Origin of the sequence: Solibacillus sp. NPDC093137 (assembly GCF_050280445.1) — a bacterium.
Taxonomy (GTDB): domain Bacteria; phylum Bacillota; class Bacilli; order Bacillales_A; family Planococcaceae; genus Solibacillus; species Solibacillus isronensis_B.
In genome coordinates, this window is sequence record NZ_JBNNVH010000010.1 from 1 (window position 1) to 15,037 (window position 15,037).

General features: G+C 40.4%; 15 protein-coding genes. All 15 read right to left on the bottom strand.

What is annotated here, in order from left to right:
• Positions 1 to 538 precede the first annotated feature (538 nt).
• On the bottom strand, positions 539 to 2,041 hold the full coding sequence (gene lysS, locus ACQKN3_RS19355; RefSeq protein ID WP_353056588.1) for a lysine--tRNA ligase: 1,503 nt from the start codon (positions 2,039 to 2,041) through the stop codon (positions 539 to 541).
• Positions 2,042 to 2,216: 175 nt separating this feature from the next.
• Positions 2,217 to 3,227 carry a tRNA dihydrouridine synthase DusB gene (gene dusB, locus ACQKN3_RS19360; RefSeq protein ID WP_427714165.1) on the bottom strand — a complete coding sequence of 337 codons (1,011 nt, stop codon included), beginning with the start codon at positions 3,225 to 3,227 and terminating at the stop codon, positions 2,217 to 2,219.
• A gap of 21 nt (positions 3,228 to 3,248) precedes the next feature.
• Positions 3,249 to 3,452: a helix-turn-helix domain-containing protein gene (locus tag ACQKN3_RS19365; RefSeq protein ID WP_251691500.1), complete on the bottom strand. Its 204-nt coding sequence runs from the start codon at positions 3,450 to 3,452 to the stop codon at positions 3,249 to 3,251.
• A complete protein-coding gene (gene folK, locus ACQKN3_RS19370) occupies positions 3,404 to 3,925 on the bottom strand; it encodes a 2-amino-4-hydroxy-6-hydroxymethyldihydropteridine diphosphokinase (RefSeq protein ID WP_427714169.1) in 522 nt (173 codons plus the stop codon). Before folK ends, ACQKN3_RS19365 begins: the two co-directional genes overlap by 49 nt.
• Positions 3,922 to 4,290, bottom strand: coding sequence for a dihydroneopterin aldolase (folB, locus tag ACQKN3_RS19375; RefSeq protein ID WP_427714172.1), 369 nt, complete (start codon positions 4,288 to 4,290; stop codon positions 3,922 to 3,924). The genes folK and folB overlap by 4 nt, the downstream gene beginning before the upstream one ends.
• Positions 4,291 to 4,300: 10 nt before the next feature.
• Positions 4,301 to 5,161 (bottom strand): dihydropteroate synthase, encoded by an 861-nt coding sequence (gene folP, locus ACQKN3_RS19380; RefSeq protein ID WP_427714175.1) that lies wholly within the window; start codon positions 5,159 to 5,161, stop codon positions 4,301 to 4,303.
• Positions 5,145 to 6,008 carry an aminodeoxychorismate lyase gene (pabC, locus tag ACQKN3_RS19385; protein ID WP_427714178.1) on the bottom strand — a complete coding sequence of 288 codons (864 nt, stop codon included), beginning with the start codon at positions 6,006 to 6,008 and terminating at the stop codon, positions 5,145 to 5,147. The genes folP and pabC overlap by 17 nt, the downstream gene beginning before the upstream one ends.
• 12 nt (positions 6,009 to 6,020) lie before the next feature.
• Positions 6,021 to 6,590 (bottom strand): aminodeoxychorismate/anthranilate synthase component II, encoded by a 570-nt coding sequence (gene pabA, locus ACQKN3_RS19390; RefSeq protein WP_427714181.1) that lies wholly within the window; start codon positions 6,588 to 6,590, stop codon positions 6,021 to 6,023.
• On the bottom strand, positions 6,587 to 7,996 hold the full coding sequence (locus ACQKN3_RS19395) for an anthranilate synthase component I family protein (protein ID WP_427714184.1): 1,410 nt from the start codon (positions 7,994 to 7,996) through the stop codon (positions 6,587 to 6,589). The genes pabA and ACQKN3_RS19395 overlap by 4 nt, the downstream gene beginning before the upstream one ends.
• A 147-nt stretch (positions 7,997 to 8,143) precedes the next feature.
• Positions 8,144 to 9,079 carry a cysteine synthase A gene (cysK, locus tag ACQKN3_RS19400; RefSeq protein ID WP_251691514.1) on the bottom strand — a complete coding sequence of 312 codons (936 nt, stop codon included), beginning with the start codon at positions 9,077 to 9,079 and terminating at the stop codon, positions 8,144 to 8,146.
• Between the two features lie 297 nt (positions 9,080 to 9,376).
• Positions 9,377 to 10,354, bottom strand: a complete 978-nt coding sequence (locus tag ACQKN3_RS19405) for a peptidyl-prolyl cis-trans isomerase (protein WP_251691516.1) — start codon at positions 10,352 to 10,354, stop codon at positions 9,377 to 9,379.
• Positions 10,338 to 11,219 carry an Hsp33 family molecular chaperone HslO gene (gene hslO, locus ACQKN3_RS19410; protein ID WP_427714188.1) on the bottom strand — a complete coding sequence of 294 codons (882 nt, stop codon included), beginning with the start codon at positions 11,217 to 11,219 and terminating at the stop codon, positions 10,338 to 10,340. The genes ACQKN3_RS19405 and hslO overlap by 17 nt, the downstream gene beginning before the upstream one ends.
• A gap of 17 nt (positions 11,220 to 11,236) precedes the next feature.
• Positions 11,237 to 12,004 carry a type III pantothenate kinase gene (locus ACQKN3_RS19415; RefSeq protein ID WP_427714191.1) on the bottom strand — a complete coding sequence of 256 codons (768 nt, stop codon included), beginning with the start codon at positions 12,002 to 12,004 and terminating at the stop codon, positions 11,237 to 11,239.
• A 250-nt stretch (positions 12,005 to 12,254) separates the two neighbouring features.
• Positions 12,255 to 14,291: an ATP-dependent zinc metalloprotease FtsH gene (gene ftsH, locus ACQKN3_RS19420; RefSeq protein ID WP_251691523.1), complete on the bottom strand. Its 2,037-nt coding sequence runs from the start codon at positions 14,289 to 14,291 to the stop codon at positions 12,255 to 12,257.
• 186 nt (positions 14,292 to 14,477) lie between these two features.
• On the bottom strand, positions 14,478 to 15,020 hold the full coding sequence (gene hpt, locus ACQKN3_RS19425; RefSeq protein WP_251691524.1) for a hypoxanthine phosphoribosyltransferase: 543 nt from the start codon (positions 15,018 to 15,020) through the stop codon (positions 14,478 to 14,480).
• Positions 15,021 to 15,037 lie beyond the last annotated feature (17 nt).

The following is a 15,037-nucleotide window of genomic DNA, read 5'->3' on the forward strand; positions in this document are numbered from 1 at the left end:
CCAACTTCGTTAGAAGTTGAAATCTATTGTTTGCTTCATTTAAGAAGCTTGTTTCATTAACGTTGCTTGTTCAGTTTTCAAGGTTCATTGTGTTGTCGTTGTGACAACTTTTATATCTTACCATTTATGTAATATGAATGTCAACAACTTTTTCCAAAAAGTTTTTAACCCATATTTCACTGTAAATTCAGTAACTCTTAAACTTTACCACTCTAAAGTCGAAAAGTAAAGAACTTTGTAATTTGTTGCGTCACGTTTTAGCGACAAGAAATAATATACCATCCCCATAACTATATTGCAATAGTTATTTCAAAAAATATTATACTTTTTATCAAAATCTATATAGCTTCACTTAATTCCCTTTCAATACATATAGAAAAGTACGCTTGATAGCTTCCTCATCTCCTTATATCCTTATATCCTTCTATAGTACTCTAACCGCCAACACACTCTTATTGTTCACCAGAACAAATAAGTACACTAATCTTTCTATAATAAAGAAAAGAGCCCTGCGAATAACGCAGGGCCCTAAATAAACTTACTTCGTAGTATGGCGCATTGTCGGGAATAATAAAACATCACGAATTGATGGTGAGTTCGTTAGCAACATTACTAAACGGTCGATACCGATACCTAAACCACCAGTTGGCGGCATACCGTATTCTAGGGCTTCGATGAAATCATTATCCATTTCATGTGCTTCGTCATTTCCAGCTTCTTTCTCAGCCATTTGAGCTTCAAAACGCTCACGTTGATCGATTGGATCATTTAATTCTGTGAAGGCATTTGCATGCTCACGTCGAACGATAAATAGCTCAAAACGGTCTGTGAAGCGTGGGTCTTCAGGGTTTTTCTTCGCTAATGGGGAAATTTCCACTGGGTGACCTGTTACGAAAGTAGGTTGTACTAATGTTTCTTCTACTTTTTGCTCAAAGAATTCATTGATGATGTGACCTACTTCATGTGCATCTTTAATTTCCACACCGTGTTCAGCAGCATGTTTGCGTGCTTCTTCTACAGTCATCGGTGCCCAGAAGTCTACACCAGTTGCTTCTTTAACTGCATCTACCATATGCACGCGTTTCCAGCCAACACCTAATTCAATTGTATCTTCACCATATTGTACAGATGTTGTACCAAGAACGTCTTGAGCTACATGTGCAATAAGGTTTTCTGTTAAATCCATAATATCGTTATAGTCTGCATACGCTTCGTATAATTCAATCATTGTGAATTCCGGATTGTGACGAGTTGAAATACCTTCGTTACGGAATACACGGCCGATTTCATACACTTTTTCCAAGCCGCCAACAATTAAACGTTTTAAATGCAGCTCGATAGCGATACGCATATATAATTCCATATCCAATGCATTGTGGTGTGTAATGAACGGACGAGCCGCCGCACCACCTGCAATTGTATGCAACATTGGTGTTTCAACTTCCAAATAACCATTGTTATCTAAATAGTTGCGGATTGCACGGATAATTTTTGAACGTTGGATGAATGTTGTTTTTGATTCATCGTTTGTCATTAAGTCTACATAACGTTGACGGTAACGTTGTTCTACGTCTGTCAGGCCGTGGAATTTATCAGGTAACGGACGTAACGCTTTTGTCAGGAAAGTGAACTCTGTCGCTTTAACAGATAACTCTCCAACTTGCGTACGGAATACGTTTCCTTTTACCCCTACGATATCCCCAAGATCTGCTTTGTTGAATAATTCATATGCTTCTTCACCGATTGCATCTTTACGTACATAAATTTGGATTTGGCCAGCTAAGTCCTGGATATGCGCAAAACCAGCTTTACCTTTACCGCGCTTCGTCATAATACGTCCAGCGATTACAACTTCACGTGGATTTTCTTCTAATTGCTCTTTATCAAATTGCTCATTTTCTGCAATAATTTCGTTCGATAAATGTGTGCGTTCAAAACGGCTGCCGAATGGGTCCATACCGTTTTCGCGAATATCTGTCATCTTCTGGCGTCTCACCAAAAGTTGGTCGTTTAATTCTTCGATATTTGACACGTATTTCACTCCTTAATGTTTTTGCGCTCCAAAACGGCACAATAGTCCATAATGTTTCCATTGTACAGTATTTCTTTGGGTGATTCACCTGTTTCGAATTAATTTTAAATATCAGACAATTCTGTTAAGTGATTTCCCTTTACATAACAAAAAGGCATCATCAGCTGATGCCTTTCATTACTGTTTATACAATAACCGCTTCTTCTTCGTATTCATCTGCCACACTATTTAAAAGAATACGTAAATCTTGCTCAGTCTCTGTTAAATTGATGGCATTACGGATTTTCCCGTTTCCGCGAATTCCTTTTAAATACCATGATGCATGTTTACGCATTTCTCTTACCGCCACTTTTTCACCTTTAAGTGCTTTTAAACGTTCAAAATGAAGTAAACAAACGTCCATCTTTTCACGAATAGAAGGCTCTGGAATTTGAATACCTGATTCCAAGTATTTCACCGTTTGATAGATCATCCATGGATTTCCTAAAGCAGCACGACCAATCATAACCGCGTCTGCATTCGTATGTTCCAGAATGCGCTTTGCATCTTCCGGTGTTTCCACGTCCCCATTCGCGATAAACGGGATGCTAATATTTTTTTTCACTTCAGCTAAGACATCCCAGTTTGCCTTACCTTCATACATTTGCACACGTGTTCGGCCATGCATTGCAATCGCGGCTGCACCTGCACGTTCTGCTGCTTGAGCATTTTCTACAGCGAATACACGCTCTTCATCCCATCCGATACGCATTTTTACCGAAACCGGCTTATCGACTGCATCGACAACAGCTGAAACCATTTCGTAAATTTTGTTCGGATCAAGAAGCCATTTTGCGCCAGCTTCACATTTAATAATTTTGTTTACAGGACAACCCATGTTGATATCGATAATGTCGGCTGTAGTATGTTTGTCTACAAATTTTGCCGCCTCTACTAAATTTTCTTTGTCTCCTCCGAAAATTTGCAGTGTCATCGGATTTTCTCGCTCATCGATATAAAGCATGTCCAATGTTTTTTTGTTGCGGGTATTCAACGCTTTATCACTGATCATTTCCGCATAGACTAACCCTGCACCAAATTCTTTTACCGTTAATCGGAAAGCCGAGTTGCAGATTCCAGCCATCGGAGCAAGAACGACACGGTTATCCATAATAATATCGCCTATTTGGAAAGGCTTTTGGTCGATGTTTGACACCTTTTTGTTCCCTCCACCAGGTTATTCACCTTTTAGTTCGATTATATCTATTTGTAATACATCTGCAATTGTTTGAAGCTGTTCTTCAGAGGGTTGTTTCTCGCCTCGTTCAATCCGCCCTAAAATTGTTACAGATATACCAATATGTTTTGCAAATTCGGTTTGCTGAATTCGTTTCAGTTTTCGAAAGGCACGAATTCTGCGACCGTATTGATTTTCTTCCACAGATTGACGCCTTCTTTCTCTATATCAAGTGCATGTAACGCTTTTTGCACGCCTACAAGCATATCATAATTTTGCGTCATAATCTCTTCTAACGGCACAAGAACGAATGCACGCTCATACATACGAGGATGTGGAATCGTTAAGGCTTCTGTTTCATATTGTTTTTGACCGTACAGCAAAATGTCCAAATCGATTATTCGCGGTCCCCAGCGGAATTCACGAACACGGCCAAGATCATTTTCGATTTTTTGGCATTGCGCTAGAAGATTATGGGCATCAAGCTCCGTCTCAAGAGCAACGGCAATATTTAAAAAATCGGCCTGATCTGTAAAACCGACTGCTGCTGTTTCATAAATTGAAGAAATCGCTGTTACAGATATCGCCTCATGTGCGATGAGCAGCTTTACCGCGTCTTGCAAGTTTTGCTCACGCTCACCAATATTCGTACCAATCGATAAATAGGCTGTCGTCATACGAATTGCCCTCTTATAATTTCGACCGCGACTTCTTTGTAATGTCCCGGTATTGGAGGATCAGGCTTAATAATTTCGACGCGGCACCCAAAAATCTGACCTTCATATTGCGTTAAAATACTTGAAGCAACTTTTTCCGCAACCGCTTCAATTAGTTTATACGGTTTACCTTCAATCACTTCTTTACAAATATCATAAACGCCAACATAACTTACGGTATGATCCAGCTCATCTGTCTCACCCGCTCGTTTCATGTCCACAGCAAGCGATACATTAGCCCGAAAGCGTTGCCCTAATACGTTCTCTTCCGGTAATACACCGTGATAACCAAAAAACTGCATTTCTTTTAAATGAATGTAATCCATTGCAAACTCCTTAATGTCTCGGTGCCAATTCACCTTGTACTTCAAATTTCCCTACAAGCGCATCCATCATTCTTACTGTACGCGCCACTTCTTTAACATCATGAACACGCATCATATGGCAGCCCATTTGGACACCAAATGCACAAGTAGCGGCTGTCCCTTCCACTCGTTCCTCTACAGGTAATTCTAAAATTGACCCAATCATACGCTTGCGCGATGTCGCAAGCAATACCGGATATCCTAATGCAACAAGTTCATCAAGGCGCTGCATCGTTTCAATGCTTTCACTTAAGCTTTTCACAAAACCGATGCCCGGATCAAGGAAAATATGCTCATCTCTTACTCCCGCTGCTTTTGCAATCGCAATACTTTCCTGCATATCGGCCATATAATCAGCAAAGTAGTTATCGTACTGATCTGACAGACGGTTATGCATTAAAATAATTGGTACATCCAGTTCTGCTGCAACATTTGCCATTTCCAGATCCGCTTTTGCGCCCCAAATGTCATTAATAATATGTGCCCCCGCTTCAATTGCGGCACGCGCAACATTTGATTTATACGTATCAATTGAAATAATCGCAGGTACTTCTTTTAAAAGCGCTCGAATTACCGGTACGACACGTGCAATTTCCTCCTCATCGGAAATTCGTATATAACCAGGGCGTGTTGATTCCCCGCCGACATCGATAATTTTCGCTCCATCTGCCACCATTTTTTTCGCCTGGGCAACGGCTTTTTCTATCGAATTGAACTTGCCGCCATCCGAAAATGAGTCCGGTGTTACATTTAAAATGCCCATCACGAATGTTTCTTTGCGGAAATCCAGCTCAATCCCATTTAATGTGAGTACTTTATAGTTTTCTAACATGACGGTCTCCTAAACGCTTATTGATTTTTTGTAAATATATTTGATGCAGCTTTTTATAAAGTCTGCCTTCACTGCCGGCAAACTGTACCTTCCCAATACGGGAAATCGGTACAAGCTCCTGTACAGCCGTTGTAATAAAACATTCATCCGCCTGTTCCAATTCCCATGCCATAAAGCGACCTTCTCGAACCGGGATTTGGAGTTCGTCAGCGAGTTGAATGACTATTTTTCGGGTAATGCCCGGTAAAATACCTAAATTAGTAGAAGGCGTATACAGTATACCATCTTTTATCCAAAAGACATTTGACGTAATACCTTCTGCAACAACACCGTCCTGATCCGTAAAGAAACCTTCTTGTGTCGCTAAACTCGGCAATTCTAACCGTGCTCGAACATTATTGCCGTAATGATGGCTTTTATAGCGGATCTGCTGTTCAGGAGAATTACGTGCTGTTTTCAGCCAGACCGCTTCTTTTTCTGTACCGCGCACCATATTCGGCAGTTCTTTACGAAACAGAATAACGGTTGGTTCGTTATATTCTGACGGAGCAAGTCCAATCGAATGCACACCAGCCGATACATTTAAACGAAAATACCCTTCTTTGCCATCCTGTACATTGAGCTTTTCAATGACCTCTTCTATGTTCTGTAGCGTATACGGAAAATGAATACGGTACTCTTTTAACGCTTCCAGCAGGCGGCTGAAATGTTCATGCAAATAGACAGCCTTGCCCTCATATGTCCTAAACGTTTCAAAAAAACCGAGACCATATAAAAAACCGTGATCAAACGGGGAAATTTTCAAGTCCTGTTCATCGATATACTGGCCATTCATCCAACAAAGCATTGCCCATCCCTCCTAACAATACGTCTCAATAAATGTTCGTAACAGTTGCTTGCCGTCTTCAGTCATAATTGATTCAGGATGATATTGAACTCCTTCAATCGGATACTGTTTATGACGCAGACCCATAATTTCGCCTTCCTCTGTCCAAGCCGTTACTTCCAGACAGTCCGGTAATGTTGTAGGTTCTACGATCAGCGAGTGATAACGCGTTGCTAAAAACGGGTTCGCATTCTTTTTATGCAGACCAACCCCATTATGAAGAACAGGTGAAGTTTTCCCGTGCATCAATCTCTCTGCACGCACTACATCGCCGCCAAACACTTGTGCAATTGCCTGATGACCTAAGCACACACCTAGAATCGGAAGCTTCCCTGTGAAATGTTCGATAATCCGAAGACTTTCCCCCGCATCGTTTGGTGTACAAGGCCCTGGTGAAATAACAAGCATCATCGGTCGGAGCTTTTCGATTTCTTCTACCGTAATTTCGTCATTGCGCTTTACGACCAGTTCATGACCGAATTCACCGAAGTATTGCACTAAGTTGTATGTAAACGAATCATAATTATCAATCATTAAAATCATTTGCTCACCTCTTCTGCCATTGCTTTTGCCTGCCACATTGCTTTCGCTTTATTCATTGATTCAATATACTCGTTTTCCGGAATCGAATCGATGACTATTCCGGCGCCCGCCTGAATGTATGCAATGCTATCTTGAATATACGCTGTACGGATAACGATATTTAATTCCAAATCGCCTGTATAGCCAATCCAGCCGATCGATCCTGTGTAAAGACCACGGCGTACCGGCTCAAGCTCTTCAATAATTTCCATCGTACGGATTTTCGGTGCCCCTGTAATCGTTCCACCCGGGAACATCGCCCGAATCACATCCGCATTTGTTTTTCCATGCGCAATTTCTCCTCGAACATTCGAAACAATATGCATTACATGTGAGTAATGCTCAATCACCATGAACTCATTTACTTCTACCGTCCCGTATTTGCTCACCCGTCCTAAATCATTGCGTTCCAAATCAACTAGCATGACATGTTCTGCACGCTCTTTTTCATGTTCAATGAGTTCATTGGCCAACGCTAAATCCTGCTCCTCTGATGCTCCGCGCGGACGTGTCCCAGCAATCGGTCTTGTTGAAAGCTCATTTCCTTTACGTTTTACAAGCAATTCCGGAGAGCCACTAACAACGGCAAAATCTTCACTTTCAATATAAGCCATATATGGCGAAGGATTAAACGAACGAACTGCCTCATACATCGCAATCGGTGCAGCCGAAAGCTTTTTCGCCTGACGCACAGACAAGTTCACTTGGAACACATCACCTTGTCCAATATAGTGCTGAATTTTATGTATAGCAGCTTCAAATGCATCTCCACTAAAGGAGACTTGCAATTCCGCTTCATCCTGCTGCATATTTTTTGCTGTTTCCTGATTAAAATGGCGCTTTTCCAATCCGGCTACCGCATGCTGTTGCCAATCCGTTTGCCATGAAAGTAAATCAACTTCACTAGTAGCAAATTTCATCAATGTCACTTCACCTGTTTGTACATTATGTACTGCCCAATGATCAAATAAATAAAAATAAAGATCCGGTACTTGCAAGTCATCTTCCGCCTCATTTGGAAGGAATTCAATCGTGCGCGCATAATCATATGAAATAAAACCAATTGCCCCACCTTGGAAATCAGGTAGTTTCGGATTCGCTTCAAGCTTGTACTTGGCGATCACTTTTTCCAGCTCCGCGAGTGCTTCACCTGTTTTCAGCTCTGTTTCTCCATTTTTCCAAGTCAGTTCAAGACCTTGTGCCACTGACTTTGCCTTTGCAATTGGCTGCCATGCGGCGATTGAATAATGCCCTCCACGACCACTTTCCATAAACGTCCGCTGTTTTTCCGTTGCAGTCTGTTCTTGGAAACTATAATAAAATTCATCTTTTGTCATGTAAAAAGTATGTGTTTCTAGTTGTTGCATCAATTTACACCTGCTTTACCTTTTTCTTAATTAAACTCGATAACGCTGTAAAAATCCATTTTTAACTTAGCAGTTTCTAAGAAAAAAGCCATTCTACGAGAGTTGTTCTCGCAAAATGGCTTTTATAATTTCTTAGATAAATTTTAATTAGTCTTCAAATTGGTATAAAGGTGTTGATAAGTAGCGCTCACCGTTTGATGGAATAATCGCTAATACGTTTTTGCCTTTACCTAAACGTTTTGCAGTTTCGATTGCTGCGTAAATCGCTGCACCTGAAGAAATACCAGCTAAAATACCTTCTTCGCGCGCTACTTTACGTGCATATTCGAATGCTGTTTCGTTTTCAACCGGTAATACAGAATCATATACTTCTGTGTTTAATACGTCCGGAATGAAACCTGCACCAATACCTTGAATTTTATGTGGGCCAGGGTTACCGCCTGAAAGAATTGGAGAATCTTTAGGCTCAACAGCGATGATTTCGATTTCAGGGAATTTATTTTTCAATACTTCACCTGCACCAGTAATTGTACCGCCAGTACCTACACCTGCAACAAATGCATCTAATTTTAAGCCTTCTTGCTCGAATGCTTCCGCAATTTCAGGACCTGTTGTTAAACGGTGAATTTCTGCGTTTGCTTCGTTTTTGAATTGTTGTGGCAAGAAGTATCCTTCTGATTTAGATAATTCTTCTGCTTTTGCAATTGCACCTTTCATACCTTCTGGACCTGGTGTTAATACTAAGTCAGCACCATAAGCACGTAAAAGGTTGCGACGCTCTAATGACATTGTTTCAGGCATTACTAAAACTGCTTTATAGCCTTTAGCTGCTGCAATCATTGCTAAACCGATACCTGTGTTACCAGAAGTCGGTTCAATGATTGTGCCGCCTGGCTTTAATGTGCCATCTTTTTCTGCCGCTTCAACCATAGCTAAAGCTAAACGGTCTTTAACTGAAGAACCTGGGTTAAAGTATTCAAGTTTTACGTAAACTGTACCTTCATTTTCACTTGTTGCATTGTTTAATTTTACGATTGGTGTGCGACCTACTAAGTCCGCCACTGAATTTGCTAATTTACTCATTTTATCCATTCCTCTCCAAATCCCTACCAAATCAATAGGTTTTACTTAATTTGTATCTTATCAATTTTTAATACTACTTGTCAATTAATTGAAACGAAATTTTTGGAAAATTTCTGACTATTTAGGTTTACTTAATAAAAAGGCAGGGACAGCAAAATTGATTTCCATTCCAGGGGACGCTTTCCGCGGGCGTGGCCCCTCCATTCCAATCAATTTTATAAAGTAGCAGTTTCTCAATAAAAGTTTCTCTTTCACTAAAAACTTCAACTTCTGTCCTTGCCTGTCTAAAATCCTGCGTTAATTTTTGGATTCTCCGTAAATCCATGTGGCATTAAATTCTGCCCAGAAAGCTTCCGGTGTAATGGAAGGTGGCAGCTGTTCTAAAGCAAGCTGACGTTTTACATGGCCTTCTACTTCATCAAAGCTGAATGACTGCCCTTCCATGTTCTCTGTAACCTTGACGATCGCATAGCGCCCATCGCTTAATACAAATGGTTTGGAAGTTTCATCTTCCTTCAGTTTTTCCACTTCTGGTAAAATTGCAGGATCGACTGCCGATTGACTTGATGAAATAAAGCCAATATCGCCGCCTAAACTAGCCGAAGCTGTATCCAATGAATGTTCACGTGCCAGAACCGCAAAATCAGAGCCGTCCTTCAGCTCTTTTTCCACTCGTTCCGCGTCCTCTTTTGAGTTCACGATAATCATACTTGTTCGGTGTGTAGTTGGAATATTATAAATCGACTTATTGTCTTCATAATATTTTTTAGCCTCATCCTCTTCTACAACAATATCATTTGTTAATACTTTATCGAGGATGAGTTGAGCACGCATTTTTTGACGCAGTTGCTCCGGAGATAAGCTATGTAGAGTTGTATCATTTGAATCTTGTGCCGAGCGTAATAAGGCGATTTCTAAATCTATCTCTTCTTCTTTTACATCGAGTTTATATTTTTTCGCCGCTTTTTCCATAACAGCTTCATTTACTAAACTCTGCAATGTTTCTTTTCCGTATCGGTTTTCCATTTCAGCAAGCCATTGTTGGCGTGTAATTGGATCTCCCTCGACGGCAGCAATGTTTTCGCCGCCGCCATCTTCTTTTTCTGACGTTTTTTCATCAGATGGGAGTAACCATAGCACAAACCAAAATAGATTTCCGATTAACAATAGTAACAATAACATCAACGTAGGTTTTGTTTTTAAGCGTCGTTGTGTGTACGGTAAATTATTTTGTGTTGGTTGTGGTGTTTGGTGTAAATTACGATTGGATTTCATTCACAAAGCCTTCAAGTTCACTTTTATCGAAGTGGTACTTTTCTAAACAGAAGTGACATTGTGCTTCTGCTTGACCATCTTCGTCAATCATTTCCTGAATCTCACCGACACCTAAACTGATAATTGCCGCACCAAAACGCTCTTTTGAACATTGACATTGGAACTGTACAGGCATTGATGAAAGAATTTGAACGTTTCCTTCTCCTAATACCGCTTCTAAAATTTGCTCAGGTGAATATCCCTTTTCAATCATTTTTGATACAGGCTCAATTGAAGATAAACGTTTTTCAATTGCTTCGATCGTTTCTTCATCACAGCCAGGCATTAATTGAATGATAAAGCCACCTGCAGCTAAAATTGTATTATCCGGATTTACTAATACACCTAGGCCTACTGAAGAAGGTACCTGTTCAGATGAAGCGAAGTAGTATGTGAAGTCTTCAGCGATTTCTCCCGAGACAATCGGTGTTTGGCCTGAGAACATATCACGTAAACCTAAATCTTTAACAACTGTAAGTGCTCCCTGAGAACCGACACCTGCACGTACATCCAGTTTCCCCTGTTCATTTAATTCAAAGTGAACATGTGGGTTTGTAACAAAGCCGCGCACATCTCCTTTGGCATCTGCATCGATAACCATTGGACCGATTGGACCGTTCCCTTCGACTTTTACCGTAATTTTGTCGTCCCCTTTTAACATCGCACCCATCATTACAGATGCTGTCATTGAACGGCCAAGCGCAGCAGATACTACAGGCCATGTATTATGGCGGCGTTGTGCTTCTCCTACAGTTTCAGTTGTATTTGTTGCAAATGCACGAACTTGTCCGTCATATGCAATTCCTCTTACTAAGTAGTCTTTCATGTTGAAATTCCTCTTTTCTATTGATTTCTTTTATAAATCGTCGCAAGTCCCTTGAGTGTCAAAAACGGATCGACAACATCAATCATCTGGGTTTCATTAGCGATTAATTTAGCCAGCCCGCCAGTTGCAATTACGAGGGGCTCTTCTTTACTTTGAGCTTTCATACGACTGACGATGCCTTCTACTTGTCCTAAAAAACCGTAAAAAACACCCGCCTGCATAGCAGCTACCGTATTCTTTGCCACAACTTGCGATGTATGGGCAATTTCTATGCGAGGTAATTTGGCAGCACGCGTATAGAGCGCCTCTGTTGATATAGCAATACCAGGTGCAATGGCTCCCCCTAAATAATCGCCTCGCTCATTAATAAAGCAATACGTAATCGCTGTACCAAAATCGATAATAATTAGTGGCCTGCCGCTATATTGCTGTAATGCGGCAACCGCATTCACGATACGGTCTGACCCAACTTCACGCGGGTTTTCATACTTTATATTCAAGCCTGTTTTTACACCAGGCCCTACAATTAAAGGCTGGATACTGAAATATTTTTTACACATTAATTCAAGTGCAAACATGATAGGTGGCACAACTGAGGATATAATAATCCCTTTTACTTTTTCAAATGAAATGCCTTCATGAGCAAAAAACGCCTTAAATTGCATCGCATATTCATCTTCAGTTTTTCGTATGTTTGTTTCTGTCCGCCAATGATGGATAAGTTTATCCTGATGATAAATTCCTAAAATGATATTGGAGTTACCTGCATTCATTACTAAAATCACAAGTGGCACCTACTTTTCCTGTACTGAAAAAAATCATACCATATTTGGCCATCTACTATACAGTATTCAGTATTTTTAGCCGGCAATCCTTCCCTTTCAACAACATCCGTTGATTTGCCAAGCGGACAGACGCTTTCCGCTAGAGTTTGCGTTTTCTATTTTAATCAACTTCTGTTATGTCAAAAGGAAATATATTAAGAAGAAAAAACTGACTATCTCCTTTTCCCAGGAAATAGTCAGTTTCATTGTATTATTTTGGACGGTCTTCATCGATGCCTTGCGGGCGATCATCTGAAACGTCTTTCGGTAAATCTTCAACTGTTGGTGATTTCTTTTCACCTTGAACTTCTTTGTTGATCGAAACATTACCAGCAGTTTCAATTGTTGGTGTTGCTTCTTTTTGTTCTTTTGGAAGCTCAGATTCTACTACCGCCTCTTCAGGAGGTAATATACCGTGGTCGCGTAAATGTTCGATTTGCTGTGCATTTAACGTTTCTTTATCAATTAACGTATTTGCGATTAAATCTAGTAAATCACGACGCTCTGTTAAAATACGTTTCGTACGGGCATATTGCTCATCAACGATACGCTGAACTTCTTTATCAATTTCATATGCTACTGTATCAGAATAGTTTTGATCTGAACCGAAGTCACGACCTAAGAATGGGTTACCGCCTTGGTTTGAACCGTATTGAACAGCACCAAGACTATTGCTCATTCCGTATTCTGTTACCATTGCACGTGCAATGCTCGTTACTTTCTGGAAGTCATTATGTGCACCTGTTGATACTTCGCCAAGCACGATTTCCTCCGCAACACGTCCGCCAAGCAATCCGGCAATACGGTCAAGTAACTCTTGCTTCGTTGTGAAGAAACGCTCTTCTTTCGGTAACATGATGGCATAACCACCAGCTTGACCACGAGGGACAATCGTTACTTTATGAACAGTATCTGCTTCATCCAATTCAAGACCGACCACTACGTGACCAGCTTCATGGAATGCAACAAGCTTTTTCTCTTTTGGAGAGTATACACGGCTTGCTTTTGCAGGACCGGCAATTACGCGGTCAGAAGCTTCATCAATATCAGCCATGTTTATTGATTTTTTGTTTTTACGAGCTGCTACTAGTGCTGCTTCGTTTAACAAGTTTTCTAAATCTGCACCTGAGAATCCTGGTGTACGTTGTGCAACAGCTGCCAAATCAACTGTATCTGATAATGGCTTATTGCGTGCATGTACTTTAAGGATTGCTTCACGGCCTTTTACGTCTGGGTGACCAACTGTAATTTGACGGTCAAAACGACCAGGACGTAATAATGCTTTATCTAGAATATCCGGGCGGTTTGTTGCAGCGATGATAATAATACCTTCGTTTGCACCGAAACCATCCATTTCAACTAGTAATTGGTTTAATGTTTGCTCACGCTCATCGTGTCCACCACCAAGACCTGCACCACGTTGACGACCTACTGCATCAATCTCATCGATGAAAATGATACATGGGGCATTTTTCTTAGCGTTTTCAAATAAGTCACGAACACGAGATGCACCGACACCGACGAACATCTCTACGAAATCAGAACCTGAAATCGAGAAGAATGGTACGCCCGCTTCACCGGCAACAGCACGTGCAAGTAATGTTTTACCTGTACCTGGAGGACCTACTAATAGAATCCCTTTAGGAATACGTGCACCGATATCAGTGAATTTACGGTGATCTTTTAAGAAATCTACTACTTCAACTAGTTCTTGTTTCTCTTCGTCGGCACCTGCCACGTCATTGAAACGAACTTTTTTCTTCGTGTCATCAAATAGCTTAGCTTTTGACTTCCCGAAGTTCATCACCTTATTACCGCCACCTTGCGATTGGCTTAGTAAGAAGAAGAATAAAATAATAATGATGACAAATGGAATGATGCTCGTAAGGAATGTTACGAACCCACTTGTTTGTGGTTGTTCTAAAATTTCCACTCCTGGATATTCACCGTTTGCAACTTGTTCTTCAACTTGCAAAATACGGTCTACAGAAGTTTGGTCATTTTGTAAAACGTTCACTGTGAAAGTTTCGCCTTCTTCAGCGCCTCTCATCTGACCTACAATCTTATACACGCCTCTTTCAGGCTGTATGTCCATAGAAGCAATCTCATTGCTCTCTAAAGCCTCAAAAAACGCATAGTAATCAAGGTTTTCAGTTGTCTTTTTTCCACCATTAAATGTTCCAAAAATCCCGATAATCACGAGAAATATTAGTAAATAAAATATGGTGTATCGAAATATTCGATTCATCCCCAGCCTCCTCACAACGTTACAGAAAAACTATAAGTAAAATCTTAACATACGTTGAAATTTTCATACAATAAAAAGCACCGCACATTTTAAACGTTAAAACGAATTATGACAAAATGCGCTCATTTACTACTTATGTCCTGGATGCTTGCCTTAAAATTGAAGGTTTGTACAATCTAAAAAATATTAGAATGAGTATACTTCACGTTTTAAAATTCCAATGTAAGGTAAGTTACGATATTTCTCTGCATAATCTAGACCGTAGCCTACAACAAAACCGTCCGGAACTTCGAAGCCAACAACATCTGCATTCAATTCCACTTTACGACCAGATGGCTTATCCAGTAACGTTACGATTTTAATCGATTTTGCTTTACGGTATTTAAATAAATCCACTAAATAGCTTAAAGTTAAACCACTGTCGATAATGTCTTCAATAATAATGACATCGCGACCTTCAACACTTGTATTTAAGTCTTTAAGAATTTTTACTTCTCCAGATGAAACAGTTGCATTCCCATATGAAGTAACATCCATAAAGTCCAGCTCGACATAAGAATCGAAACGTTTCATCAGATCCGTCATAAATGGCATTGCACCTTTTAGCACCCCGACAGCTAATGGGAACATGTCTTTGTATTCCTCTGTCAATTGAGCGCCAAGCTCTTTAATACGTTCCTGGATTTGTTCTTCTGTAATCATAATTTTTTCGATGTCATTTTGAATCATGAGTAGATTCCTCCTTT

Excerpts from the sequence above, each read along its gene's own strand:
- folK (WP_427714169.1), bottom strand. The coding sequence starts at position 3,925 with ATGACGACAGCCTATTTATCGATTGGTACGAATATTGGTGAGCGTGAG.
- folB (WP_427714172.1), bottom strand. The coding sequence starts at position 4,290 with ATGGATTACATTCATTTAAAAGAAATGCAGTTTTTTGGTTATCACGGT.
- folP (WP_427714175.1), bottom strand. The coding sequence starts at position 5,161 with ATGTTAGAAAACTATAAAGTACTCACATTAAATGGGATTGAGCTGGAT.
- pabC (WP_427714178.1), bottom strand. The coding sequence starts at position 6,008 with ATGCTTTGTTGGATGAATGGCCAGTATATCGATGAACAGGACTTGAAA.
- pabA (WP_427714181.1), bottom strand. The coding sequence starts at position 6,590 with ATGATTTTAATGATTGATAATTATGATTCGTTTACATACAACTTAGTG.
- ACQKN3_RS19395 (WP_427714184.1), bottom strand. The coding sequence starts at position 7,996 with ATGCAACAACTAGAAACACATACTTTTTACATGACAAAAGATGAATTT.
- cysK (WP_251691514.1), bottom strand. The coding sequence starts at position 9,079 with ATGAGTAAATTAGCAAATTCAGTGGCGGACTTAGTAGGTCGCACACCA.
- ACQKN3_RS19405 (WP_251691516.1), bottom strand. The coding sequence starts at position 10,354 with ATGAAATCCAATCGTAATTTACACCAAACACCACAACCAACACAAAAT.
- hslO (WP_427714188.1), bottom strand. The coding sequence starts at position 11,219 with ATGAAAGACTACTTAGTAAGAGGAATTGCATATGACGGACAAGTTCGT.
- ftsH (WP_251691523.1), bottom strand. The coding sequence starts at position 14,291 with ATGAATCGAATATTTCGATACACCATATTTTATTTACTAATATTTCTC.
- hpt (WP_251691524.1), bottom strand. The coding sequence starts at position 15,020 with ATGATTCAAAATGACATCGAAAAAATTATGATTACAGAAGAACAAATC.